Source organism: Chryseobacterium koreense CCUG 49689, assembly GCF_001045435.1.
In the GTDB taxonomy this organism is placed as follows: domain Bacteria; phylum Bacteroidota; class Bacteroidia; order Flavobacteriales; family Weeksellaceae; genus Kaistella; species Kaistella koreensis.
The window spans coordinates 149502-173094 of record NZ_LFNG01000012.1 but is presented as its reverse complement, the minus strand read 5'-3'; the positions used below and the strand labels follow the sequence as shown (position 1 = coordinate 173094).

Sequence of the window (23593 nt, the reverse complement as noted above, 5' to 3'; positions counted from 1 at the left end):
TCTTCAAGGGCGGTGATTTTCACATGAGATTTTCTACCGCGCCGCAAGCGGAATCATTTGTTCAGCCGGATTCTCCAAAAGATCAACCATAGGCGAAAACCTTTGGTCATACTGCATATGCAGTCGGCAAAATTCAGGGAATGGTAAATGTGCTCTAAATCAAAATCCTCAAGCTCTTTGGCAAAACCTTTACCGAAATAGGGGATTTGATCTTGTTGTATTCTCCGTCCAAATGCCAGTTTTTGGTAGATACTTTGAATTCCACCTCCGAAACAGGGAGATAAGTCACGTAATCGTCATCTTTCAGCCGTTTTGTGAACATTCTGAAAGCAAAAAATGGAGAGTAGGTGAGTGGAAACTTCTTCACCAAAACCAGATCAACCAATCCATCACTTTTGCTTGCTTTCGGCGCGATGTAGGCATTGTTACCGAACTGCCGCGTGTTTGCAATATTCAGCATCAGGTATTTTCCGTTGTACTGTTTGAAATTTTCTGTGATGAATTTAACCTTAATCGGTTTATAATTGAAAAAAGTGCGGATGGAAACCCTGATGTAATTCTTGAAACCGCGTTTGGTTTTTTCAAACTCTTTCACCACCTTTCCATCAAATCCAGTTCCGGAGACGTTGATCGAAAGTCTGTCATTCACCGTGAAAGTATCAATTTTTCTGGATTTTTTAGCCTTTATCTTTATCAAAAGTTCGTCCAAATTCTTATTGAAATTGGTTTCATTGGAGAAACCGTTTCCAGATCCCGCAGGAAAAATGGCGAGAATTTTCTCGGTGTTGATGATTTTTTTTGCCACCGAAGAAATCGTGCCGTCGCCACCGATTGCCACAAAGATTTCGGTATGCTCAAAATGGTTATTGATGAATTCTTCCGTCCCTTCCATAGATTCAGAAATGTAATATATGGGCTTGTCCACTTTTTGCCTGAGCGATTCCAGAAACGTTTGGTAATTTTTTTTGGCTGAAAAGGGATTGATGATGAAGGCGACTTTTTCCATTTTTGCAAAATTAAGAAAAGCAAGCCTATCTGACTTGCTTTTTGGTACTAAATTATTTAATTCCCATTCTTTCTTTAAACTCTGGCTTCAGCATCACTTTTACATCAGATATTGGAATCTTGATCAGAATCGGTCCAGCTGCGTATGCCGCGATCTCATATTGGTTATAAAGAAAATACAGATTATTGCGGTCAAAATAGAAATTGTCGTTCGGTGAGATTTCTTTCACGAGCAGCATTTCAGCTTGTCCCTTTCCGGAGTCATTTTTGATGAAATTATCCCATAATGCACGTTTCCAAATATCTGATTCTGGTGCAACCAAGACATCTGCAAGCTGCATTGTTTTTTTGTTCTTTAAGTCGAATACTTTGTAATATTCGTAATAATAGCCGTGTGCTCCGCCAGTAAATCCGTCACCGGTATATTTGATGGTCAGCAAATCATTTTCCTGTGAAAAGACCTTCATATCTGAGTTTTCGCTCCAGGTTTGTTCGTAATCCATCGGAATATCGTTGGCTACTTCCTTATTTTCCTTGAAGTAATTTTCCTGTTTCTTTTTCAGGGCGGAGAGCAAACTTTTAGAATCATAATGATCTAGCCGGATGTTTTCGATAGAGTAGATGCTGTCTAGCAACGGTTTGTCTTTGAGTGTAGGGAAAATTAAAATTTTTGATTTGAAGGCTACTGTAATTTTCGGATTAATTTTCGTGGAATCATTCACCGACAATGAGTCAACAGTAAATGGTTGTGGTTCAGCGGTGGTTTTCGTAGTTTTTTCTGCATCGGTTTCTTGCATAGAACCCGTTTTGTTGCATGATAAGACAAGAGTTGAAATTACTGAAAGAATAAGGATAATTTTTTTCATTTCTAAATTTAATGAATTTTTTGGATTACCAACAAAAAACCGTCCAATATTTTGGGCGGTTTCATAAAATAATACTTTTCAATGCAAGTCTTCAAAATGAATTTGAAGATTTCTTAGACGTCAATTTTGGCATAGATCGCGTTTTTCTCTATGAAATCTCTTCTTGGCGGCACTTCGTCTCCCATAAGCATGGAGAAGGTGCTGTCTGCTTCCACCAAATTGTCGATGGTGACTTGCTTCAGAATTCGGTGTTCCGGATTCAGCGTGGTTTCCCAAAGCTGTTCCGGGTTCATTTCACCGAGACCTTTGTATCGCTGAACTTCAACGCCTTTTCCATCGGAAGACATTTCCAAAGTTTTTTCTTCGCGTTCTTTTTCGTTATAGGCGTATATTTTCTTGTTTCCTTTTTTCAAAAGATACAACGGTGGTTGCGCAATATAGATATATCCGTTTTCGATCAGCTCCTTCATGTAGCGGAAGAAGAAAGTCAAAATCAGTGTAGAAATGTGGGATCCATCAATATCCGCATCGGTCATGATCACGATTTTGTGGTATCTGAGTTTGGCTAGATTCAAAGCTTTGGAATCATCTTCAGTTCCTACGGAAACTCCTAACGCGGTGTAAATATTTTTGATTTCCTCGTTATCGTAAACTTTGTGGAGCATAGATTTTTCCACATTCAAAATCTTACCTCGCAGTGGAAGAATCGCCTGAAAATGTCTGTCTCGACCTTGCTTTGCGGTTCCACCTGCGGAATCTCCCTCTACCAAGAATATTTCTGAGATTACAGGGTCTTTTGAGGAACAGTCCGAAAGTTTCCCAGGAAGTCCACTTCCGCCCATCGGGGATTTTCTTTGTACAAGTTCTCTCGCTTTTTTCGCGGCTTGTCTTGCTTTTGCTGCTAGAACCACTTTCTGCACGATGAGTTTCGCTTCGTTCGGATGCTCCTCCAGGAAGTTGGTGAGCATTTCGCCCACGATTTTGTCCACCGCACCAGAAACTTCGGAGTTTCCTAACTTGGTCTTGGTTTGGCCTTCAAACTGTGGTTCCATCACTTTCACGGAAATCACTGCGGTCAACCCTTCCCGGAAATCGTCACCGGTTACTTCTACTTTTTCTTTTGCTGGAAGACCGAGTTCGTCTGCAAATTTCTTCAAAGTTCTCGTCAAAGCACGTCTGAAACCTGCAAGGTGCGTTCCGCCTTCATGGGTATTGATGTTGTTTACATAAGAATGCAGGTTTTCATTGTAGGAGGTGTTGTAGCGCATTGCCACTTCCACTGGAATGTCGTCCTTGTTTCCCTCCATGAAGATCACGTTCTGCATAATGCTTTCGCGGTTTCCGTCGATGTATTGCACGAATTCTTTCAACCCGCCTTCGGAATGGAATACTTCTGTTTTTGGTTCACCTTGTTCATCTTTAACTCTTTCGTCTGTCAAAGTGATGGTGATTCCTTTGTTCAGGAAAGCCAGTTCACGGAGACGTGCTGCCAAAGTATCATAATTATAGACCAGTTCCTGGAAAATACTTGGATCGGGTTGAAAGAAAACGCTGGTTCCTCTTGCGTCTGCTTCGCCGATGACTTCCACATCTGCTAAAGCGTGACCTTTGGAATATTTTTGCTGATAGACTTTTCCGTCACGGTAAACGGTTGCAATCAGTGAGGTTGAAAGCGCATTCACGCAGGAAACCCCTACACCGTGGAGACCACCGGAAACTTTGTAGGAATCTTTGTCGAATTTTCCTCCGGCACCGATTTTGGTCATGACCACTTCCAATGCGGATTTCTGCTCTTTTTCGTGAAAATCTACCGGAATTCCTCGGCCGTTGTCACGCACGGAAATTCCGTCTCCCTCATGGATTCTTACATCGATGGTGTCGCAATGTCCAGCGAGCGCCTCGTCAATCGAATTATCCACTACTTCATAAACCAAATGGTGAAGACCTCTGGTTCCCACATCACCGATGTACATCGATGGTCTTAACCTTACGTGTTCGATTCCTTCAAGCGCCTGAATACTGCTTGCTGTATATTGTTTCTGACTCATAATTTTTGCTATCTGCTGTTGGCTGTCGAGTAATGATCGGGTCAGCTTTTAAGCAACTAAGATTCACATTAAAAATTGATTGTTTTTGCACAATGCAAAGACCAACAAAAATACGGAAAATTCATGAGATATGAAAGAAAATTCGTGTTTGAATGATAGAAGTTTTCCACAAAAAAATCCTCAGATGTTTGAGGATTTATGATTTACTTCTTTTTTATTCTAAAGCATAATTTGAAATCAGAACATTTGCCGAAATATTGAGTTTTTCGGTTAATTTTCGAATCATTTCAAGAGTAAGTTTTTGCTTTCGATTCAATACTTCTGAAGTTTTACTTTTGGAACCAATAAATGGTACCAAATCTTTTTGCTTTAAATCCATCTCTTCCATGCGGATTCGAATTGCTTCAATCGGATCGGGTGAGTCGATTTGATAATATTCATTTTCAAAATTTTCGATCAGTATCGAAAGAATCTCCGCTTCGTCGCCTTCGGGAGAATTCGCAGGAGCATCAAAAATTTCATCTAATCTCTTAAGTGCCTTGTAATATTGATCGTCGTTCTTTATAGGTTTAATTGTCATGTCTCAGGTTTTAAATTTCATCTGCGTTGATCTGGTCATAATCAGAATGGGTTCCAACAAATCGGATGAATGCCCAACGTTTTTCGTAATTGAATTTCACTACCAACCGATAAGAATTGCCTTTAATGTTAAAAACAACTCGGCTGTTTTTAAGAATACTCGCAGTAGCAAAAGAATTTTTGATGTCGGCAGGACACGTCCATTCCGAATTTTTTGCCACATCATACCATGTTTTCAAGTACTGTTCGGCATCAGAATGCATTTCCCAAAATTCTTTGAGTGTTTTTTTTGCGATGATTCTTTTCATTTCCTATACAAAGATAAAAAAAAGTTCCTAAATAAGGAACTTTTCAAATAGATATTTCTAAAATCAATTTTTCAATCACAAAAATTTCTCGTCTTCAATAGGTCAAGAAATTTCTGAAACACTTATCAATTTAAGAATCAATACAATAATAATCAGAATTTAGGATAATAAATCTTAACTACGCTAACTTTGATATCAAGAGTGAATCCCCCACTTTTTCCACCTTCACCAAATTATTCTTCGTCAAAGTCTTCGTCGCCTTATCCCATTTTTTTCCTGAAAGTTGCGAACGGTTTTTCACTTCCGAAAGTTCCATAGGTTCTTCCTGGGAATTAAGGATTTCCAAAATCACTTTTTCGTCTTCTCCCAATTCGATTTGCGGCTCGTTTTTTTCCGGTCTCATTTGCGGGAAGAACAGCACTTCCTGAATTGACGGGTTATTGGTCAAAAACATGATCAGGCGGTCCATGCCGATTCCTAAACCTGAAGTAGGCGGCATTCCGTATTCCAAAGCCCGCAGGAAATCGTGGTCAATGAACATCGCCTCGTCGTCACCTCTTTCCGAAAGTGCGAGTTGTGCCTCGAAACGCTCTCTTTGGTCGATCGGGTCGTTCAGCTCCGAATAGGCGTTCGCGATTTCTTTTCCGCAAACCATCAATTCGAAACGCTCCGTCAAACCTTCTTTGGTTCTGTGTTTTTTGGTTAATGGCGACATCTCGATCGGGTAATCGGTGATAAAGGTGGGCTGAATAAAGTTTCCCTCACATTTTTCGCCGAAGATTTGATCGATGAGTTTTCCTTTGCCCATCGTCTCATCAACTTCAATTCCGATGGATTTCGCAAAATCGTAAAGTTCCTGCTCGGTTTTCCCGGTAATGTCGAAACCGGTGAATTTTTGGATGGCTTCCGTCATCGAAACTCTTGGATATGGCGCTTTCCAGTTGATGGTGTGTTCCCCGAAAGTGGATTCGGTCTTCCCATTCACCTGAACTGCGGTGTATTCCAACAGTTTTTCTGTGAATTCCATCATCCAATTATAATCTTTGTAGGCCACGTAAATTTCCATCGCCGTGAATTCCGGATTATGGGTTCTGTCCATCCCTTCGTTTCTGAAGTTTTTAGAGAATTCATAAACTCCGTCAAATCCACCAACAATCAATCTTTTTAAATAGAGTTCATTGGCAATTCTTAAATATAATGGAATGTCTAAAGCATTGTGATGCGTAATGAAAGGTCGCGCCGCAGCTCCTCCCGGAATGGATTGCAGAATCGGAGTTTCCACTTCGAAATAGCCGGCATCGTTGAAAAAAGTTCGCATCGCATTGAACATTTTGGTTCTTTTCACGAAAACATCTTTCACTTGCGGATTCACCACCAAATCAACATATCGTTGTCTGTATCGGAGTTCCGGATCGTTGAACGCGTCGAAAATATTTCCGTCGGCATCTACTTTCGGCAATGGCAACGGACGAATGGTTTTGGTTAAAAGCATGAAATTTTTCACCATCACAGTCATTTCACCTACCTGGGTTTTGAAGAGTTCGCCTTCAATTCCAATAATATCACCAATATCTAAAAGGTGTTTATAAACCTCGTTGTACATTGTTTTGTCTTCACCGGTGCAGATTTCGTCTCGGTTGAAATACACTTGAATTCTGCCTTCGGAATCCTGTAATTCCGCAAAACTCGCTTTCCCCTGAATCCTTCTGCTCATCAATCTTCCGGCGATTTTCACCTTTTTGCCTTCCTCAAAATTTTCTTTGATGGATTTGGTGGTTTCGGTGATCTGGTAAGCTGCTGCGGGAAATGCGTCGATTCCCATTTCAGTCAGTTTCTGCAATTTTTCACGTCGGATGATTTCCTGTTCTGATAACGACATTTTCTTTAAATTTTTTAAGTTGCAAAAATAGTGATTTTTTGGGTATGATTTTTTCCCTCAGCATATTACTTTCTAGCGGTTTGGTGATCCCCATTGAATATATTTTTACGGTTTTGCTGAATGAATTGGGCGGCATGTCTTTATTTGATTTAATTCTAAATTGATAAAACTCATTTTTTTGCGAGAAAATTTTTGTATAACTTTGCGATATGAAAAAGTGGATTTCCTATTTCTTTATCTGCGCTTATCTTCTAAGTTTTCCGGAAGCCAGGCAGATTTTGAAATTTCCCACTTTGGTAGAACATTTTATTTCTCATAAACTTCGGGATCACCAAACTACTTTTGCTTCCTTTTTGAAGATGCATTATTTGGAGGATCATGGCATAGACGCGGATTATAGCCAGGATATGAAGTTGCCATTCAAAGTTCAGGATTCTTCCCATTATTCACTGAATATTATTGTTCCTCCCAGCAATTCCGAAACCTTGGCGGAACGCAGTCACTTGATCGATGGGGTGAAACATAATTTTGTGTACGCTGAAAGTTTTTTTCCGTCTATTTTCTTAAAAATTTGGCAACCGCCTAAGATTTGATTTAAAGTTTTTTAAGCCCAAATTGTGTCTGATCCAGAAGGTTTTGGACATGATTGCAATTTCAAAAAAAATCTAAATTTTTAAATTAAATCAAAATGAACAATGCACATTTGCATATGGTGATAAACCATTTGCCAATCATATTTCCAATCGCTGGAATCGTGGTCCTTTTAGTCGGAATTTTTTCAAAATCCGAAGTCAGCAAAAGAAATTCTTATCTATTATTCATAATCGGTGCAATGGCCTCAATTGCCGCGATGGCAACTGGAGAAGGAGCTGAGGAAACCGTGGAAAACCTTCCCGGAGTTGCTGAAAGTTTAATCAAAACCCACGAAGAAGCCTCCGAGCTTTTTGCGGGATTATCTTATGTTTTGGGCGGTGCGTCTTTGCTCGCACTCCTAGCAAATTTCAAAGCTTTTAAGATCAACAATTTGATGCAGTTTGTCGTTTTGGCCATTTCGGCTGGTTCGCTGTATTTTGCGGTGGAAGCCGGTAGAACTGGTGGTGAAATCCGACATACCGAAATCCGAAGCGGGGCGGTCATCAAAACTGGCGAACAGGGTGAAAATGCTTACCAAAACGGTTCTGAAAACACAAAAAAAGAGAAAGATGAAGATTGATCCTTTCCGGGATCTTTTTTCATGACCATAAATAGTCTATACGAAGTGAGTATGGACTATTTCCAAACTGCAATTATTTGATTATCTTTCCATATCATTTTTCAAAATCTACTATTAAAGGAAAATGAGCCATGGATCCACTTACATTAAATTCGAAAAAAGAGAATGTTAAACAGAATTATAGAATTTTCCATAAAGAATAAGTTCATCATTATTTTGATGACCTTGGGATTGGTGATTTATGGAACCTTCGAAGTTACCAAACTGCCGATTGACGCAGTTCCAGATATTACCGATAACCAGGTCCAGCTCATTACCGTTTCACCCAGTTTGGGTGCTCCGGATGTGGAGCGTTTCATCACTTTTCCTTTGGAGCAGGCGAATGCGAATATCCAGGGAATCAAAGAGATGCGGAGTTTTTCCAGATTTGGGTTGTCCGTAATTACCATTGTTTTTAAGGAAAATGTTGATATTTATTTGGCGCGTCAGCAAGTTGCGGAGCGGTTGCAACAGGTTTCTCAGAATATTCCTGCCAGTTTAGGAGTTCCACAAATGGCACCGATTTCTACCGGCTTGGGAGAAATTTACCAATATGTTGTTCGTCCGAAAAAAGGTTACGAACACCGCTACAATGCGATGCAGCTCAGAACAATTCAGGATTGGGTGGTTCGCAGACAACTTTTGGGAACGGAGGGAGTTGCTGATGTAGCCAGTTTCGGGGGCGATTTGAAACAGTATGAAGTCTCAATCAATCCGGCCCAGCTAAAAGCGATGGGCGTCACGATGAATGAAGTTTTTGATGCGCTCCAAAAAAATAACCAAAATACGGGAGGAGCCTATATTGAAAAAGGTCCAACCGTACTGTTCATCCGAACCGAAGGTTTGATGGGCAAAATTCCCGATATCGAAAATACGGTGGTGAAAAATCTTTCAGACGGCACTCCCGTTTTGATTAGAAATGTGGGAACCGTTCAGTATGGAAAGGCAATCCGATACGGTGCGATGACTTATAATGGGGAAGGTGAAGTTGCAGGTGCTGTTGTGATGATGATGAAAGGGGCCAACTCCAATCAGGTCATCAAAAAAGTGAAAGAAAGGATCGCCGAAATTGAGAAAACACTTCCGGAAGGTGTTAAAATTGACGCTTTTTTAGACCGGACAAAAATGGTGAACAACGCTATTTCCACCGTGGAAAAAAACCTCTTGGAAGGTGCGCTTATCGTGGTTTTCGTGCTGGTTTTGTTTCTCGGTAATTTCCGGGCGGGTTTCCTGGTCGCATCTATTATTCCTTTGGCGATGCTCTTTGCCATCATCATGATGAATATTTTCGGGGTTTCCGGGAACCTGATGAGTTTGGGAGCATTGGATTTCGGATTGATTGTGGATGGCGCCGTGATCATCGTGGAAGCCGTTTTGCACAGGCTTCACCACCTGAAAAATTTTCAGAATAGGAGTATTTCGCAGTCATTTATGGATGATGAAGTTTATACAGCTTCAAGTAAAATGATGAATTCTGCAGTGTTTGGGCAAATCATCATCCTGATTGTTTATCTGCCAATTTTGAGTTTGCAGGGAATCGAGGGGAAAATGTTCAAACCAATGGCACAGACGGTAATTTTCGCATTGCTCGGTGCATTTATCCTTTCATTGACTTACGTTCCGATGATGAGTTCGCTTTTCCTTTCCAAAAAAATTAAAAACCAAAAGACGTTTTCGGATCGAATGATGGAGAAACTGGAGCATTTTTACTTCAGTACTTTAGAAAAAGTCCTCAGGATTCCTAATATTGTGTTTTTCACGGTGGTTGGATTTTTCTTGTTGTCTGTTTTTGTGATGACCAGATTGGGTGGCGAATTTATACCGAGTCTCCCGGAAGGTGATTTCGCGGTTGATACGCGGGTTTTGCCGGGAAGTAATTTGAAAACTTCCACCGAAGCGGTCTTAAAGTCACAGCAAATCCTTTTGAAAAAATTCCCGGAAATCGAAAAAATAGTCGGAAAAACGGGAAGTTCGGAAATTCCAACCGATCCGATGCCGATTGATGCAAGTGATATGATGATCATCCTGAAACCGAGAAAAGAATGGACCTCGGCAAAAACTTACGATGATCTTGCGGAGAAAATGTCAAGCGAACTGAAGAAAAATGTAATCGGCGTTACTTATTCCTTCCAATATCCCGTTGCCATGAGGTTTAATGAGTTGATGACGGGTGCAAGACAGGACGTGGTCTGCAAAATTTTTGGGGAAAACATGGATACCCTGAAAGTTTACGCAGAAAAGTTGGGGGACATCTCTAAAGAAATTAATGGCGCCCAAAATATTTATGTGGAGCCGGTTTCGGGAATGCCGCAGATTGTAATTTCCTATAATCGGGGGGCGCTTTCTCAATTTGGATTGAATGTGAATGACGTCAATAATATCGTGAACACCGCATTTGCAGGCCAATCAACAGGTTCCGTTTTCGAGGGTGAAAAGAAATTCGATTTGGTGGTCAGATTGAGCGGAAATCAAAGAAAAAATGTCGAGGATGTAAACAATCTCTTGATTCCCACACCTTCTGGAACCGAAGTTCCGCTCAGTGCGGTTGCCAAAGTGGAGTTAAAGGAAAGCATCAACCAAATCCAGCGAGAAAACGCACAGCGACGGATCATTGTTGGTTTTAACGTAAGAAACCGGGATATTCAATCCACGGTGGAAGATTTGCAGGCAAATGTTGAAAAGAAACTGAATCTACCTTCCGGATATTCCATCAACTATGGCGGAACTTTCGAAAACCTTCAGGAAGCGAAATCCCGTTTGTCAATTGCGGTTCCTGTAAGTCTGCTGCTGATTTTGCTGATGCTTTATTTCGCATTTAATTCCATAAAATATGGTTTGCTGATATTTTCTGCGATTCCGCTTTCTGCGATCGGTGGAATCCTTTCATTATGGCTGCGCGACATGAATTTCAGCATTTCTGCAGGGGTCGGATTTATTGCATTGTTTGGGGTCGCAGTTTTGAACGGGATCGTTTTGGTTGCGGAATTTAACCGTCAAAAAGTAGATCATGCGGATTTGAAAAAGGCAGTAAAACTGGGAGGTCGAACCAGATTACGCCCCGTTTTGATGACTGCGTTTGTAGCATCATTCGGGTTTTTACCGATGGCGCTGAGTAATGGAGAAGGCGCGGAAGTACAGCGACCGCTTGCCACAGTGGTGATCGGCGGTTTGTTGCTCGCAACTTTTCTTACCCTTTATCTGTTGCCGGTGATGTACATTTGGTTTGAGAAACACTTCCCTGACCTACGTAGAAAACTGCACGAGCTGAGTGACAAAGAAGACGGATATGAAGCCTAAATGTTGAAATTTAAGAATTTGAATTAAAATGAAATATCTAAAATATATGCTGCTAATGCTTTCCGGAATTGGGTTTGCTCAAACTCCGATTTCCTTGGAAGGCGCTATTCAGAAGGCATCAGAGAAAAATTTAAACTTAAAGTCTGGACAGTTGCGGATCGACTATCAGGAAAAAATCAAAAACGCCTACAAGGTGATTGATCCCCTAAATGTTTCGGCAGAATTCGGACAGATGAACTCCGCCTATTTCGATAATGCCATTATCGCGAATCAGACTTTCAGGTTGCCGACTTTCTACAAAACCCAAAAACAGGTTTTAATGGAGGAGTGGAAAAGTTCAGTATTAAACCTGGATGTTCAAAAATGGCAGTTGAAACGGGAAATAGCACTGATTTACAACAATTTGAACTATCTGGATGAAAAGGAAAAATTGCTCAGGAAAACCGACAGTATTTACTCCAATTATTACAAAAGGGCAGAACTGCGGCTGCAAAAGGGAGAAAGCAATATCTTGGAGAAAACCACCGCTGAAGCATTCAGGAGTCAGGCGGAAATCCAGTTGCAAAGTCTGCTGAAAGACCGCGACATCGCCCTTTATCAGTTCAATTATCTCATCAATGATGGGGAAACCTATACCAATGAGAAAGGTGATTTCTATCGGGGAATTTTAAATTTTGACGATCATTTTGCAGGAAATCCGGTGGTTTTAAAACAACTGGAACAACAGAAAAATATCGAAAATGCAAAATTGGAAAGTGAAAAAAAGAAATTGCTGCCGAGCTTTAATCTGGGACTAAGGTCGATGACTATGAAAGGAAACGGCGCAGATGAGAAACTTTATGACGGAATCCACAGGTTCCAGTCCGGCGTGATCGGGGTGGGTTTGCCGATTTTCAATACGGCCCAAAAAGCGGTAATAGAAGGTCAAAAAATCAATCAGCTTATCGCCGAGAACAATTATGAAATTGGAGTTCGGAACCTTAAAAATCAATATGCAAAGACTTTTGGTGAATACCAGAAACTGAAATCGGAAATTGAATATTATCAAAAATCAGGTTTGAAAAATGCTGAAACCATCCTGTTTACGGCAAATCTCCTTTTGAAAGAAGGGGAAACCAATTATTTGGAATACACCATCCTGGTGAATCAAAGTCTGGACATCCAGAACAAATATATTGATGCACAAAAACTCTTGAATGAAAAAATTATTGAACTGAACAGTCTGAAAAGTGAGTAACCCCTTTCCACAAGCTGATAGATCAATTTTAACTACGAAAAAATCAAAATGAAAAAAACAACATTAATATTGTCACTATTTGTTTTCCTCTTTTCCTGTTCAAAAAGCGAAGACGTGAAAACTGAAGAAAAGTTTGCCGTTTCCGGCGAGCAGATTACGCTGACTGACTTGCAGAAAAAAACCGCAGGAGTCGAAATCGTTTCGCTCGGAAGTGAGACCATCGCCAATAAAATTCTCTTGACTGGTCAAATAGACCTTCCTCCAAACGCGATGGCGGAAGTTTCTTCCAACAGCGGCGGAATTGTGAAGAGCGCAAGATTTCTGCCGGGAAATTATGTTTCCAAAGGTCAGACTTTGGCAATCCTCGAAAATCCTGATCTGGCGGCACTTCAGCAAGAATATCTGCAAGCGAAATCCAATTTGGGATATGCCAGAAAAGATTATGAAAGGCAAAAATACCTGAACAAATTTCAGGCAAGTTCCGATAAAGTGACGCAAAGAGCGGCAAACGAAGCCCAAAGCCAAAATGCTGCAGTTCGCGGATTGGAATCCCGGTTGAAAACTTATGGGCTAAATCCAGGTGCGGTAAGCTCTGGAAATATCCAGAAATCCATCGCGGTGGTTGCACCTATTTCCGGATATATTTCGCAAGTGAATGTAACACTTGGTCAACATGTTTCTCCGGCTGATGTGCTATATTCAATCGTGAACAATCAGAGAGCGTATTTGGCTTTGAAGATTTTCGAAAAAGATCTGGGTAAAATTTCTGTCGGCCAGAAAGTTTACGCTTTTACCAATCAAAACCCCGAGAAAAAGTATGCCGCAACAGTGGCTTTGATCGGAAAAGATTTTGCCCCCGACAGAAGCGTTTATGTGCATTGTGAAATGAATCAAAAAGATGCAGCACTGATTCCCGGAACCTTCATGAATGCAGAGATTGAAGTGAATGCAGAACAAGGTTTGACCATATCTGACGATGCCATTGTAACCTGGGAAGGCAAGCAATATATTTTTGAGGAAGTGAAACCTAATACCTATAAAATGTTCCCTGTAAAAATAGGGAATTCAGAAAACGGAATCACTGAAATACTGAATAATGCCAGCGATTTTCATCATAAGAAATTCGTCAGTAAAGGCGCCTATTATTTGCTGATGGCGCTGAAGAATATGGAGGAATAGGAGTAGTTTGGTGAGTTATTAATTTGACAGTTTCAATAATTGTATCTAAATAAGAAAATCCGAAATTTGTATGACGATGACGTGACCAAAAACCTGAAACTTTAAATTCAAAATAAACGATGAACCTAAAGAACATTCAAACCGAAGTGGACGCATCCTACCTGTATGCGCTTCTCGCAGAAAAAGAAGAAGACGAAAATGTGAAAGAAGTCTTCTCGCAAATGAGCGAAATCGAAAAATCCCATGCGGTAGCTTTTTTGGAGAAAGCCGGACTTTCACCAGATAAGATGCCAAAACCATCGGGAAGGGCTAGAACATTAAAAATGATCGGTGCGGTCTTAGGTTACGATTATGTTTTAGGAGTATTGATGGATACCGAGAAATCGATTTCAGCATCAGTGGGGAAAGCAAGAAAATTAACAAATACGGAAAGAGCAGTTACGGATACCGCACATGTGAAAATCCTGGAAAATCTCGTTGAAAATAATCCAAAGATTTCGGGGAACACCCTTTCCAGATTTGAAAAAAGACACCGTTCGGTTGGCGGAAACGCCCTTCGAGCGGCGGTTTTGGGAGGAAACGATGGTTTGATCTCTAATTTTTCCTTAATCATGGGAGTTGCAGGTGCAGCAAGTGATCAAAAAGCAGTAGTTTTAGCAGGAATTGCCGGACTTTTGGCGGGTTCCCTCGCCATGGCGCTGGGTGAATGGATTTCTGTGCAAAGTTCAAAAGAACTTTATGAAAACCAAATGGATCTGGAAATGGACGAACTGGAAGTCAATCCGGAAGGCGAGGAAAGAGAGATTGCATTGATTTACAGAGCGAAAGGAATTCCACAGCAACAAGCCGAAGAAATGGCGAGAGAAATCATGACCGACCAAACAAAAGCACACGAATTTTTGGTGAAAGAAGAACTCGGCATCAATTCGGAAGAACTGAAAGGTTCGGCTTGGGAAGCATCGATCGCGTCGTTTTTTATGTTCGCGATTGGTGCGGTAATTCCGCTTTTCCCGTTCTTCTTTTTCGGAGGAATGAAAGGAATCGTGATCAGTGCAATCTGCAGTGCGATCGGATTATTTGGAATTGGATCGGCAATTACTTTGTTCACCGGAAAAAGTGTCTGGTTTTCAGGATTTAGAATGGTAATATTTGGTTTATTGGCCGCTGCGATCACATTCGGAATCGGAAGGTTGATCGGGGTCTCTGTAGCCTGATTTTTCCACCCGTGATGGGCGGCAGCTGATTGATTTGATTCTGGAAAAACAATAATCACCTATCTTTGCCAAATGAAAATTTTGGTTTTTGATAATTACGACAGTTTTACCTACAACTTGGTTCAAATGACCGAACAGATTGTTGGTAAAATGGTCGCCGTTTCTAAAAATGACCAGATTTCATTGAAAGAGATTGAAGAATTCGATAAAATCATCTTGTCTCCCGGTCCGGGAATTCCGTCGGAAGCCGGAATCTTGCTGGATGTGATCAAACTTTATGCGGGCAGAAAATCAATCCTCGGCGTTTGTCTCGGTCAGCAGGCGATCGCTGAAGTTTTTGGGGGAAGCTTAATCAATTTGAACGAAATTTTTCATGGAGTAGCGACCGAAGCCGTTCAAACCGCAGAACATGTCATTTTTAAAAATTTGCCGAACACTCTGCAAGTCGGAAGGTACCATTCTTGGGCGGTAAGTCCCGATGGTTTTCCCGAAGAATTAGAGATTACCTCTGTTGATCAGGAAGGAATGATTATGTCCTTAAAACATAGAGAATATGATCTTCATGGAGTTCAGTATCATCCGGAAAGTATATTGACTCCCATGGGAAAAATAATATTGAGAAATTTCTTACTCGATCAATAAAGAATCCGTCTCTATATCGAGGCGGTTTCTTCTTGATTTTTTGTTAAAAACGATTGCATGATCTATTGGTTTTTTAGTAACTTTATATCCGCTTTATCAGGTTCGAGAATTTTTAATTTAAAGATTAAAATCAACAACGAAAAAGGCTAATTTCACCCCGTATCATAGTATGAATTTTTCGGGATCATTTGTTAGAAATGATTTTGGAATTACCGGGCAAACTGATCTAAAATTACTGGTGGAAGACTCAGAACAGAAGGCAAAAAAAAATGGAATATCATCCCAAAATGATGTTTAAGATAGCGGTTTAGCCGCGAGTTTGTGCAATTTGAATTTAACCTTAACTTCAAAATATATGAGGATAGGGGATTTGGGAAATGGGAATTTCAGTAATATTTACCTACTTGTAGTAATCATTTCAGAGAAAAAAAGCGCTTAGAATTACTTTTAGTTAGTACTATTTTACCAAAAAGCCATCAATCAACAGAAAATTATTTCTAATGACCAAAAACAAAAAACCGTCCCGAAAATTGGTATCGAGGCGGCTTCTCCGTTAATTTTTTTTCATCGTTTATTGGAGTGCAAATATACAGTTATTTTTTAATTCACAAGTAAGTGAAAAAGAATTTTCTGAAAGTTTTAAATTATCGCGGAAATCAATTTGAGGTTAGTCTCATATCATCAAAAAAATTAAGCACAATGAGAAAAATGGTAAGTGGTCCGATTAGGGACAAATCGCGTACAAAAGCCAAACTGATAAGGGCGATTGGCAAGATCATCAAAACCCGTGGCTTCCAACAACTGAAAGTGACATACGTTGCGAAGACCGCAGGAGTTGACAAGAAATTGATTTATGAATACTTCGGTTCCGTAGAAAATCTGGTGAACGAATATTTAAGGAAGCAAGACTATGGAAGTTCTGCCCAGCAAATTGACTTTTCGAAAACCGATTTTCTAGACAGCGGAAAGGAATATTCAAAAACGTTGATTGCAAATATGTTGGAAGCACTTTCGAAAAATAAAGAACTTCGACAAATAATTATCTGGGAACTCTCCGAATCAAACGAGATGCTGAGAAAGCTTTCAGACCATCGGGAAGAACTGGGAATGATCTTGTTTAATAAAGTGATGCTTCCTTATTTTAAGGAGAATGAAAAAAAATACCGCGCAATTTTAGCCATTTTGATTTCCTCCGCATATTACCTTTCCCTGCATGCAGAGTCGAACGGAAGTCTTTTTGCGGGACTGGATATTCGTCAAAATGATGACCGGCAAGCAATAAATGACGCTGTGAACGATATCATAGACATGGCGTATGAAAAATATAAGTGAAAAAAAGGATATTATTTTATGCATAATGGCTTAATTCGTTACCTTTGAATCCGAAAATCAAAGAATGACCTTAACGCAAAATAAAACACTGCACTTTTCCGACCTTGGTTTGATGGACTACCTTCCTGCATTGGAACATCAGCAAAAACTGATGGATTCAATTATCGATTTGAAAACCAAAAACCGGAACCGGAGTTCGGAAGAATACGAAGAAACCCCCAATTATTTTCTGTTTGTGGAGCATCCGCATGTGTACACGCTGGGAAAATCCGGCCATGAGGAAAATATGCTCGCCAATTCAGAAAAACTGAAAGAAATTCAAGCGACTTTTGTGAAAACCAATCGTGGTGGGGATATCACTTATCATGGTTTCGGGCAAATCGTGGGGTATCCAGTTTTGGACTTGGATAACTTTCAGTCGGATATTTTTCTTTATATGCGAAATCTGGAAGAAGTCATCATCCGAACACTTGCAGAGTATGGTTTGAAGGGCGAAAGAAGCGAGGGCGAAACCGGAGTTTGGCTCGATGTGGGAAAGCCTTATGCCAGAAAAATCTGTGCAATGGGCGTGAAGACCTCAAAATGGGTGACCATGCATGGCTTTGCATTAAATGTCAATACGGACTTAAGGTATTTCGAATATATTATTCCTTGCGGAATCAAAGATAAGTCCGTCGCTTCCTTGGCCCGCGAACTGGATAAAAAATTTACCGAAGAAGAAGTGGAAGAGGTGAAATCAAAAATCAAAAAACATTTCGCAGAAGTCTTCCAGGCGAAGTTTGTCTAAAATATTTTAGTTCCTTTATACACTTGGATAGGGTCTTCCAGCATTGCCCTAGATTGATTCCTGAAATCCCGCAAATGATCGGAAACATCATGTTGGAGGTAATGCTCATGGGATTCCCAGAGTTCGATCATCAGAAAAACACCTTTGTTCTCGTAGTCTTCAACGAGGTCATATTGCAGGCAGCCTTCTTCTTTACGGGTTTCAGCAACCAATTTCTTAAAAAGTTCAATGGCGTCCATCAAATAATTTTCCCTAAAACGGAAAAGCGCGACGATATGCAGATTCATGAGTGAGGAGTTTATTTACCTCAAAATTAAATTTTTTAATTATCAAATTCTTAATTTATAAAGGTGAATTTTCAGATTCTTTAAATTATTTTATCTTTGTAGAAATCCAAAAACAGAAAATGGCAGAATATAAATTATTACTTCCCTCAATGGGAGAAGGCGTGATGGAAGCTACAATTATCAGCTGGTTGTTCCATGAAGGAGATGTGGTGAAAGAAGATGACTCCGTGGTGGAAATTGCGACAGACAAAGTGGATTCCGATGTTCCCACACCAGTTTCCGGTAAGATCATAAAAATACTGAAACATAAGGACGAGGTTGCAAAAATCGGTGAAGCTATCGCAATCTTGGAAATTGCAGGTCAAAATGAAGCAATCGCAGAACAGCCTCAGCAACCAAAATCCGACTCCGAAGTAAAATCCGAGCTGCCAAATGTGGATCCAGAAGTGGTGAAAACTCTGGAAACCGCTATGGACAGCGCAAAAGCTGTGACTGGACTTCCGGCAACCGATCGGTATCTTTCACCATTGGTTAAATCCATTGTGCAGCAGGAAAATATTTCCGCCGCCGAATTGGAATCCATCAAAGGAAGCGGCTTGGAAGGCAGAATCACCAAAGAAGATATTCTGGCTTTTGTTTCTAAACGTGGAACTGAAAAGGTTCAGCCGGAAACAAGTACGCAGACAACTCAAACCTTTCCAATACCCCAGGTTACGAACGCACCTTCAGTTCCCATGCAGGTTGCTGCAGGAGACGAAATCATCCCAATGGACCGCGTCAGAAAAATCATTGCAGATGCGATGGTGAATTCCAAAAGAATTTCGCCCCACGTCACCTCTTTCATTGAAACAGACGTGACCAACGTCGTAAAATGGCGCGCAAAACACAAGGATATTTTCGAAAAGAGAGAAGGTGAAAAACTCACTTTCATGCCGATCTTCGTGAAAGCGATCGTGAAAGCCATCCAGGATTTCCCACTGATCAATATCTCGGTAGATGGCGACAAAATCATCAAAAAGAAAAACATCAATATCGGAATGGCAACCGCTTTACCAGACGGAAACCTGATCGTTCCGGTCATCAAAAACGCAGACCAGCTCTCACTTTCCGGTTTGGCAAAAGCCATCAACGATTTGGCTTACAGAGCCAGAAACAAGAAACTTCGTCCCGAAGATACGCAGGGTGCAACCTACACCATTTCCAACGTGGGAAGTTTCGGCAATCTGATGGGAACGCCCATTATTCCGCAACCTCAGGTGGCAATTATGGCGATTGGCGCGATCGTGAAAAAACCCGCAGTTCTGGAAACCAAAGATGGAGACGTGATTGCCATTCGGCAGTTGATGTTCATGTCCCATTCTTACGACCATCGCGTGGTTGACGGTTCCCTCGGCGGAATGTTCCTGAAACACGTCCACGATTATCTCCAAAACTGGGATTTGGACACCGAAATATAGGATCTGGAAAACAAAATCTGATAAAAATAAACCTTCAAACATTTTTTGGAGGTTTTTTTTGGAGCTGAATCCCGCTTTCCGCTATATCTTTTTTGTTTTGCCATCACCATTTCCATCGCCAAAAACAAAAAAGGATGCCGCTGCAATCGGGGCTATGGATTTCGCATCATTTCACTATTTTTGACAAAAATTTAGATATGTTCAAAATCCGAAAAGCTACAGAACAAGATATTCCCACCATTTTTGACCTGATCAAAAAATTGGCCGTTTATGAAAAGCTAGAAAACGAGGTCGTCACTTCCGAAGAAGAACTGAAAAAAAATGTCTTTGACAATGGTTTTGCCAAAGTATTGATAGGTGAAGAAGACGGAAATCCGGTTGGATTTGCTTTGTATTTCTACAATTTTTCCACCTTTGTCGGGAAACCGGGGATTTATCTGGAAGACCTCTTCGTGGAGCCGGATCGCAGAGGAAAAGGCTATGGAAAAAAACTGCTGATCGAGTTGGCAAAAATCGCTGAAACTGAAAACTGCGGCCGTTTTGAATGGTCCGTTTTAGACTGGAACACGCCATCCATCGAATTCTACAAATCACTCGGCGCAAAACCCATGGACGAATGGACCGTTTTCCGGTTGGATAAACAGGGGATTTCCGAGTTGGCAAAACTTTAATTTTCTAAAGGGTGAAATCACCTTAAAGAAAATATTTGTAACCTTTTTTCAAATTCGGACTCTATTGTATTGTGAAGTGATTTTAAAATTAACCGCCTCGACAAAAATATCCGTCGGGACACAAAATAATAGATTATGAAAAATGTTACAAAACTGGTGACCATTTCACTTTTGGCATCTACACTTTTGTTAGCTTCCAACAGCTGCAAAAAATCTGGCGAGCAGGCCGCAAACACAGAAACAACCACAGAAACCACTGCAACGCCGGAACCTGCAGCTCCTGCTCCAACTCCTGAACCGGCAAAACTAACCGATCCGGAAATCGCATCCATTGCGGTAACAGCAAACCAAATCGATGTTAATTATGCGGAAATCGCATTGAAAAAATCGACCAACAAAGCCGTTACAGATTTTGCGAAAACAATGGCGAAAGACCATAAAGCAGTAATCGACCAGGCGGTTGCTTTGGTCAAAAAGCTAAACGTAACTCCACAGGACAATCCTACTACACAATCACTCTTGAAAGGTGAAGCCGATGTGAAGGCAAAATTTGAAACCAAATCTGGAGCCGATTTTGACAAAGCGTATGTGGACAATGAAGTGGAATACCACAAAGCCGTTATTTCCGTCGTGGAAAAGGATTTAGTTCCAAATGCTACCAATCCAGAATTGAAAGCACTTTTGGAATCTGCACTCCCATTGTTTAAAGAACATTTGGCCCATGCGGAAATGGTTCAAAAAAATATGAAATAATGAAAACCAAATATTTCGGAAGGGCATCTTGGATTTCCATTGTGCTCTTTCTGGTTTTTTCCTGCGGACAGACAGGCGATTCTATCCCGGAAGTCATTGATAATTCCATGGAAAATCCTGCTCCCACCGCTACAAAAACAGTTGCAAAAGTCGATACAGTTCTGATCCGGCAAATGAAATTTAATCCGCAGGAACTACACGTTGACAAAGGAGCTACAGTGGTTTTCGTGAACAAAGATGTGGTTGCACACGATGTGACTTCCAAAGACAAAAAAACTTATTCGGATACCATCAAAGTAAATCATTCATGGACCTGGGTTGCCAATGACAGCATGAGCTACAAATGCTCGATTCATCCCACCATGCTTGGAAAAGTGCTGCTCAACCCATAACTGGTAATTTTTTATTCTGTATCTTTAACTTTCTAAAAATCCAGAAAGTGAATTTACGGAATGGCAATCAGAATCACCACCTGCAATTTGAGGACGAAAAAGTTGTCCAGAGGATTCTGCAGGGCGATGTGGGAATGTTTGAAATTTTGATTCGCCGCTACAATCCTTTTCTGTATAAAATCGGGAAGACCTACGGTTTTTCGCATCAGGATATTGAAGATCTGATGCAGGATTGCTACCTGAGTATTTACAAAAACCTGGAGCAGTTCCAGGAGCGCTCAAGCTTCAAAACCTGGATTGCCAAAATCATGCTTCATCTTTGCTATCGTAATAAACAGAAATCGGAAAGGATGAAAAATGCGATTTCGGAAGAGCAAAGCTTTTTTATGTCTAGAAAGAATGAGCCTTTTTCACAAGACGGTGCACTGGTCAATAAAGAATTGGGGACCATCTTAGATGAGGCAATTCAGGGGATCCCGCTCAATCTGCGAAAAGTTTTCGTCATGAGGGAAATAAACGGGTTGAATACCACGGAAACAGCAAACCTGCTGCAAATTACTGAAAGCAATGTGAAGGTGAGACTGAGCCGAGCCAAAGAAATACTGCGCCATAAAATTGGTGCAAATTATCTTCCGGAAGAGTTGCTGGATTACCACTATTCTTTTTGCTCCCCAATGGTGCAGAAGGTAATGGAGAAAACAGTACGTCAAGCTAAAAACTGATGAATATTCTTATTTGACCTGTTTTTCGTCCAGTAAAATATTAGATGTATTTTTCAAATCAAATAATTTCGAAGTCGCAATAATCGTCGTGTTCTTCATCGAAATGTTTTCAGCATTTTCTGCGATAAATCCGTTGGTGGCAGTGATATTTACATTTTCAAAAAATAAATCGTGAATCGGGGCATTTTCTAGACCGGTCAAGCTGATTGCGGTTTTTGCACCGGTACAAACAATATTTTTGAAGTAGAAATTCCCATAATCCGGAATTTTTTCGCCTTTAATATTGTTGTCAGCCGATTTTCCGACCTGTTTGTTTTCATAGATCGAGGAAAGGTAAATCGCCTCGTTCACGATATTTGCCATATTGATATGCTCAATGAAAATATTCGAAACTTTTCCGCCAATTCCCTCATTGCTTTTCACCCGGATTCCGATATCGGTTCCATCAAACGTGCAGTCAGTCACGAAGATGTTTTTCATTCCACCGTCGGTGTTCGAACCGATAGAAAATCCGCCATGAGCGTTGTAAACGGTGTTTTTAGCTATGATGATGTTTTCAAGTTGCACTTCGTTATCATTGTTTTTGCTGCTGCTTTTCATGCAGATTCCGTCGTCGCCCACATTGACGGTGCAGTTGTAAACAAGCACGTTGCGCGAGCCGCTGATGTCGATTCCGTCCGTATTCTGTCCCCATTTTGGATTCAGTACTTTCAGGTTATTCAGAATTACGCCATCTGATTGAGAAATATAGACCGTGAGTTTGGGTGAGTTTTGAATCGTGATGCCGCTCATCTGCAGATTTTTGCAGTTGATCAAATTCATTAAATAGGGTCTTTGGAAATCCCTGGTTTTCAGGAAATCATCGGCGGTCGCGTTTTGTTTCTTTTTAAGGTCATTCAGCATTCTGTCCCCATTCATCGCATTTTGAGACGGCCACCAAACTTTTTTGTCATCACTTAAGGTTCCGGTTTTAATCAAATCGTTCCAAAAATCTGAGGTTACTTTTGATTTTTTTACCGGCCTCCAGCTGTCGCCACCACCGTCAATCGTTCCCTCCCCGGTAATGGTGACGTTTTTTATGTTTTTGGCATAAATCGGCGACATCACGAAATAGTCGGTTCCTGCGGAATTTTTCGGAAGCATGGGATATTTGCTGCGGTCTTTGGTGAACTGCAGCACGGCACCTTTGTTGATTTGGATGGTGATGTCGCTTTTCAATTCGATCGGTCCCAAAAGCCAAACTCCTGCAGGAACGGAAATCACGGTATTTCCCTTGGCTGAACCTTCATCGATGGCTTTTTGGAATGCTTCCGTGTTTAATGTTTTTCCATCTGCAACCGCGCCAAAATCTTTCACGGAGATAATTTTCTGTGAAGCGGAAGGCTTTGCGGGTGGTGGAAGTTCTACTTTAAAGGGTGCTTTGTCCACATAGGTTTGCCATTCCGGAACTTGCGAGTTAATCGATTGCAAAGTAAAAGCGATTGCAATTGTACTGAATATGGTTTTCTTGATTTTCATTCGAAGTTGATATGGATTTGGTGAAAGGAATTATTAAGCAAAATTAGCTATTTTTTAAGTTATCACATGGTTTTAAGTAAAATTTAATCCGAAATTTTAACTGGATAGGTTCAAAACTATTTTTGTAGACTAGCTATCAATCCCATTCAAATCTACTAAACCAAAATG

General features: G+C 40.7%; 22 protein-coding genes. 14 read left to right on the top strand and 8 right to left on the bottom strand.

Annotated elements, in window-relative coordinates; translation table 11 throughout:
* Positions 1–154: 154 nt before the first annotated feature.
* From ACM44_RS09920 to lysS, 6 genes are all read right to left on the bottom strand, one after another.
* Positions 155–1006, bottom strand: coding sequence for a diacylglycerol/lipid kinase family protein (locus ACM44_RS09920; protein WP_048499877.1), 852 nt, complete (start codon positions 1004–1006; stop codon positions 155–157).
* A gap of 52 nt (positions 1007–1058) precedes the next feature.
* A complete protein-coding gene (locus ACM44_RS09915; protein ID WP_083993706.1) occupies positions 1059–1871 on the bottom strand; it encodes an RsiV family protein in 813 nt (270 codons plus the stop codon).
* A gap of 113 nt (positions 1872–1984) precedes the next feature.
* Positions 1985–3919, bottom strand: a complete 1935-nt coding sequence (gene gyrB / locus ACM44_RS09910) for a DNA topoisomerase (ATP-hydrolyzing) subunit B (RefSeq protein ID WP_048499875.1) — start codon at positions 3917–3919, stop codon at positions 1985–1987.
* Positions 3920–4133: 214 nt separating this feature from the next.
* Positions 4134–4499: a helix-turn-helix domain-containing protein gene (locus ACM44_RS09905; protein WP_048499874.1), complete on the bottom strand. Its 366-nt coding sequence runs from the start codon at positions 4497–4499 to the stop codon at positions 4134–4136.
* Between the two features lie 10 nt (positions 4500–4509).
* Complete coding sequence (locus ACM44_RS09900; RefSeq protein WP_048499873.1) at positions 4510–4806, bottom strand: type II toxin-antitoxin system HigB family toxin; 297 nt, start codon at positions 4804–4806, stop codon at positions 4510–4512.
* A 178-nt stretch (positions 4807–4984) separates the two neighbouring features.
* A complete protein-coding gene (gene lysS / locus ACM44_RS09895) occupies positions 4985–6685 on the bottom strand; it encodes a lysine--tRNA ligase (protein WP_048499872.1) in 1701 nt (566 codons plus the stop codon).
* A gap of 209 nt (positions 6686–6894) precedes the next feature.
* Between lysS and ACM44_RS09890 the strand changes: the two genes are divergently transcribed.
* The 9 genes from ACM44_RS09890 (at position 6895) to lipB (ending at position 17625) form a co-directional block, all read left to right on the top strand.
* Complete coding sequence (locus tag ACM44_RS09890) at positions 6895–7278, top strand: hypothetical protein (RefSeq protein WP_048499871.1); 384 nt, start codon at positions 6895–6897, stop codon at positions 7276–7278.
* Between the two features lie 239 nt (positions 7279–7517).
* Positions 7518–7898 carry a hypothetical protein gene (locus tag ACM44_RS09885; RefSeq protein WP_185095969.1) on the top strand — a complete coding sequence of 127 codons (381 nt, stop codon included), beginning with the start codon at positions 7518–7520 and terminating at the stop codon, positions 7896–7898.
* A gap of 165 nt (positions 7899–8063) precedes the next feature.
* On the top strand, positions 8064–11234 hold the full coding sequence (locus tag ACM44_RS09880; RefSeq protein WP_083993705.1) for an efflux RND transporter permease subunit: 3171 nt from the start codon (positions 8064–8066) through the stop codon (positions 11232–11234).
* 28 nt (positions 11235–11262) lie between these two features.
* Entirely contained in the window at positions 11263–12471 is a 1209-nt protein-coding gene (locus ACM44_RS09875) for a TolC family protein (RefSeq protein ID WP_152669334.1), read from the top strand.
* A 48-nt stretch (positions 12472–12519) separates the two neighbouring features.
* Entirely contained in the window at positions 12520–13650 is a 1131-nt protein-coding gene (locus ACM44_RS09870) for an efflux RND transporter periplasmic adaptor subunit (protein WP_048499870.1), read from the top strand.
* A 119-nt stretch (positions 13651–13769) separates the two neighbouring features.
* Positions 13770–14864 carry a VIT1/CCC1 transporter family protein gene (locus ACM44_RS09865; RefSeq protein ID WP_048499869.1) on the top strand — a complete coding sequence of 365 codons (1095 nt, stop codon included), beginning with the start codon at positions 13770–13772 and terminating at the stop codon, positions 14862–14864.
* Positions 14865–14936: 72 nt separating this feature from the next.
* Positions 14937–15506: an anthranilate synthase component II gene (locus ACM44_RS09860; protein WP_048499868.1), complete on the top strand. Its 570-nt coding sequence runs from the start codon at positions 14937–14939 to the stop codon at positions 15504–15506.
* Between the two features lie 699 nt (positions 15507–16205).
* Positions 16206–16838 carry a TetR/AcrR family transcriptional regulator gene (locus ACM44_RS09855; protein ID WP_048499867.1) on the top strand — a complete coding sequence of 211 codons (633 nt, stop codon included), beginning with the start codon at positions 16206–16208 and terminating at the stop codon, positions 16836–16838.
* A 64-nt stretch (positions 16839–16902) separates the two neighbouring features.
* Positions 16903–17625, top strand: coding sequence for a lipoyl(octanoyl) transferase LipB (gene lipB, locus ACM44_RS09850; RefSeq protein ID WP_048499866.1), 723 nt, complete (start codon positions 16903–16905; stop codon positions 17623–17625).
* Here the strand turns inward: lipB and ACM44_RS09845 are convergent.
* Positions 17622–17912, bottom strand: coding sequence for a putative quinol monooxygenase (locus ACM44_RS09845; protein ID WP_048499865.1), 291 nt, complete (start codon positions 17910–17912; stop codon positions 17622–17624). The two genes, lipB and ACM44_RS09845, sit on opposite strands and share 4 nt — an antisense overlap.
* A gap of 119 nt (positions 17913–18031) precedes the next feature.
* Here ACM44_RS09845 and ACM44_RS09840 point away from each other — a divergent pair, with 119 nt between their 5' ends.
* From ACM44_RS09840 to ACM44_RS09820, 5 genes are all read left to right on the top strand, one after another.
* The gene (locus ACM44_RS09840) at positions 18032–19369 is read left to right on the top strand and encodes a dihydrolipoamide acetyltransferase family protein (RefSeq protein WP_048499948.1); all 1338 of its coding nucleotides are present in this window, start codon (positions 18032–18034) and stop codon (positions 19367–19369) included.
* A gap of 197 nt (positions 19370–19566) precedes the next feature.
* Positions 19567–20040: a GNAT family N-acetyltransferase gene (locus ACM44_RS09835; RefSeq protein ID WP_048499947.1), complete on the top strand. Its 474-nt coding sequence runs from the start codon at positions 19567–19569 to the stop codon at positions 20038–20040.
* A gap of 135 nt (positions 20041–20175) precedes the next feature.
* Positions 20176–20793, top strand: a complete 618-nt coding sequence (locus ACM44_RS09830) for a DUF4142 domain-containing protein (RefSeq protein ID WP_083993703.1) — start codon at positions 20176–20178, stop codon at positions 20791–20793.
* Positions 20793–21185, top strand: a complete 393-nt coding sequence (locus ACM44_RS09825) for a plastocyanin/azurin family copper-binding protein (protein ID WP_048499864.1) — start codon at positions 20793–20795, stop codon at positions 21183–21185. The genes ACM44_RS09830 and ACM44_RS09825 overlap by 1 nt, the downstream gene beginning before the upstream one ends.
* A 47-nt stretch (positions 21186–21232) precedes the next feature.
* On the top strand, positions 21233–21907 hold the full coding sequence (locus ACM44_RS09820; RefSeq protein ID WP_048499863.1) for an RNA polymerase sigma factor: 675 nt from the start codon (positions 21233–21235) through the stop codon (positions 21905–21907).
* 9 nt (positions 21908–21916) lie between these two features.
* Here ACM44_RS09820 and ACM44_RS09815 read toward each other — a convergent pair whose 3' ends face one another.
* Entirely contained in the window at positions 21917–23425 is a 1509-nt protein-coding gene (locus tag ACM44_RS09815) for a glycoside hydrolase family 28 protein (RefSeq protein WP_048499862.1), read from the bottom strand.
* Positions 23426–23593 lie beyond the last annotated feature (168 nt).

Excerpts from the sequence above, each read along its gene's own strand:
- ACM44_RS09920 (WP_048499877.1), bottom strand. The coding sequence starts at position 1,006 with ATGGAAAAAGTCGCCTTCATCATCAATCCCTTTTCAGCCAAAAAAAAT.
- ACM44_RS09915 (WP_083993706.1), bottom strand. The coding sequence starts at position 1,871 with ATGAAAAAAATTATCCTTATTCTTTCAGTAATTTCAACTCTTGTCTTA.
- gyrB (WP_048499875.1), bottom strand. The coding sequence starts at position 3,919 with ATGAGTCAGAAACAATATACAGCAAGCAGTATTCAGGCGCTTGAAGGA.
- ACM44_RS09905 (WP_048499874.1), bottom strand. The coding sequence starts at position 4,499 with ATGACAATTAAACCTATAAAGAACGACGATCAATATTACAAGGCACTT.
- ACM44_RS09900 (WP_048499873.1), bottom strand. The coding sequence starts at position 4,806 with ATGAAAAGAATCATCGCAAAAAAAACACTCAAAGAATTTTGGGAAATG.
- lysS (WP_048499872.1), bottom strand. The coding sequence starts at position 6,685 with ATGTCGTTATCAGAACAGGAAATCATCCGACGTGAAAAATTGCAGAAA.
- ACM44_RS09890 (WP_048499871.1), top strand. The coding sequence starts at position 6,895 with ATGAAAAAGTGGATTTCCTATTTCTTTATCTGCGCTTATCTTCTAAGT.
- ACM44_RS09885 (WP_185095969.1), top strand. The coding sequence starts at position 7,518 with ATGGCCTCAATTGCCGCGATGGCAACTGGAGAAGGAGCTGAGGAAACC.
- ACM44_RS09880 (WP_083993705.1), top strand. The coding sequence starts at position 8,064 with ATGTTAAACAGAATTATAGAATTTTCCATAAAGAATAAGTTCATCATT.
- ACM44_RS09875 (WP_152669334.1), top strand. The coding sequence starts at position 11,263 with ATGAAATATCTAAAATATATGCTGCTAATGCTTTCCGGAATTGGGTTT.
- ACM44_RS09870 (WP_048499870.1), top strand. The coding sequence starts at position 12,520 with ATGAAAAAAACAACATTAATATTGTCACTATTTGTTTTCCTCTTTTCC.
- ACM44_RS09865 (WP_048499869.1), top strand. The coding sequence starts at position 13,770 with ATGAACCTAAAGAACATTCAAACCGAAGTGGACGCATCCTACCTGTAT.
- ACM44_RS09860 (WP_048499868.1), top strand. The coding sequence starts at position 14,937 with ATGAAAATTTTGGTTTTTGATAATTACGACAGTTTTACCTACAACTTG.
- ACM44_RS09855 (WP_048499867.1), top strand. The coding sequence starts at position 16,206 with ATGAGAAAAATGGTAAGTGGTCCGATTAGGGACAAATCGCGTACAAAA.
- lipB (WP_048499866.1), top strand. The coding sequence starts at position 16,903 with ATGACCTTAACGCAAAATAAAACACTGCACTTTTCCGACCTTGGTTTG.
- ACM44_RS09845 (WP_048499865.1), bottom strand. The coding sequence starts at position 17,912 with ATGAATCTGCATATCGTCGCGCTTTTCCGTTTTAGGGAAAATTATTTG.
- ACM44_RS09840 (WP_048499948.1), top strand. The coding sequence starts at position 18,032 with ATGGCAGAATATAAATTATTACTTCCCTCAATGGGAGAAGGCGTGATG.
- ACM44_RS09835 (WP_048499947.1), top strand. The coding sequence starts at position 19,567 with ATGTTCAAAATCCGAAAAGCTACAGAACAAGATATTCCCACCATTTTT.
- ACM44_RS09830 (WP_083993703.1), top strand. The coding sequence starts at position 20,176 with ATGAAAAATGTTACAAAACTGGTGACCATTTCACTTTTGGCATCTACA.
- ACM44_RS09825 (WP_048499864.1), top strand. The coding sequence starts at position 20,793 with ATGAAAACCAAATATTTCGGAAGGGCATCTTGGATTTCCATTGTGCTC.
- ACM44_RS09815 (WP_048499862.1), bottom strand. The coding sequence starts at position 23,425 with ATGAAAATCAAGAAAACCATATTCAGTACAATTGCAATCGCTTTTACT.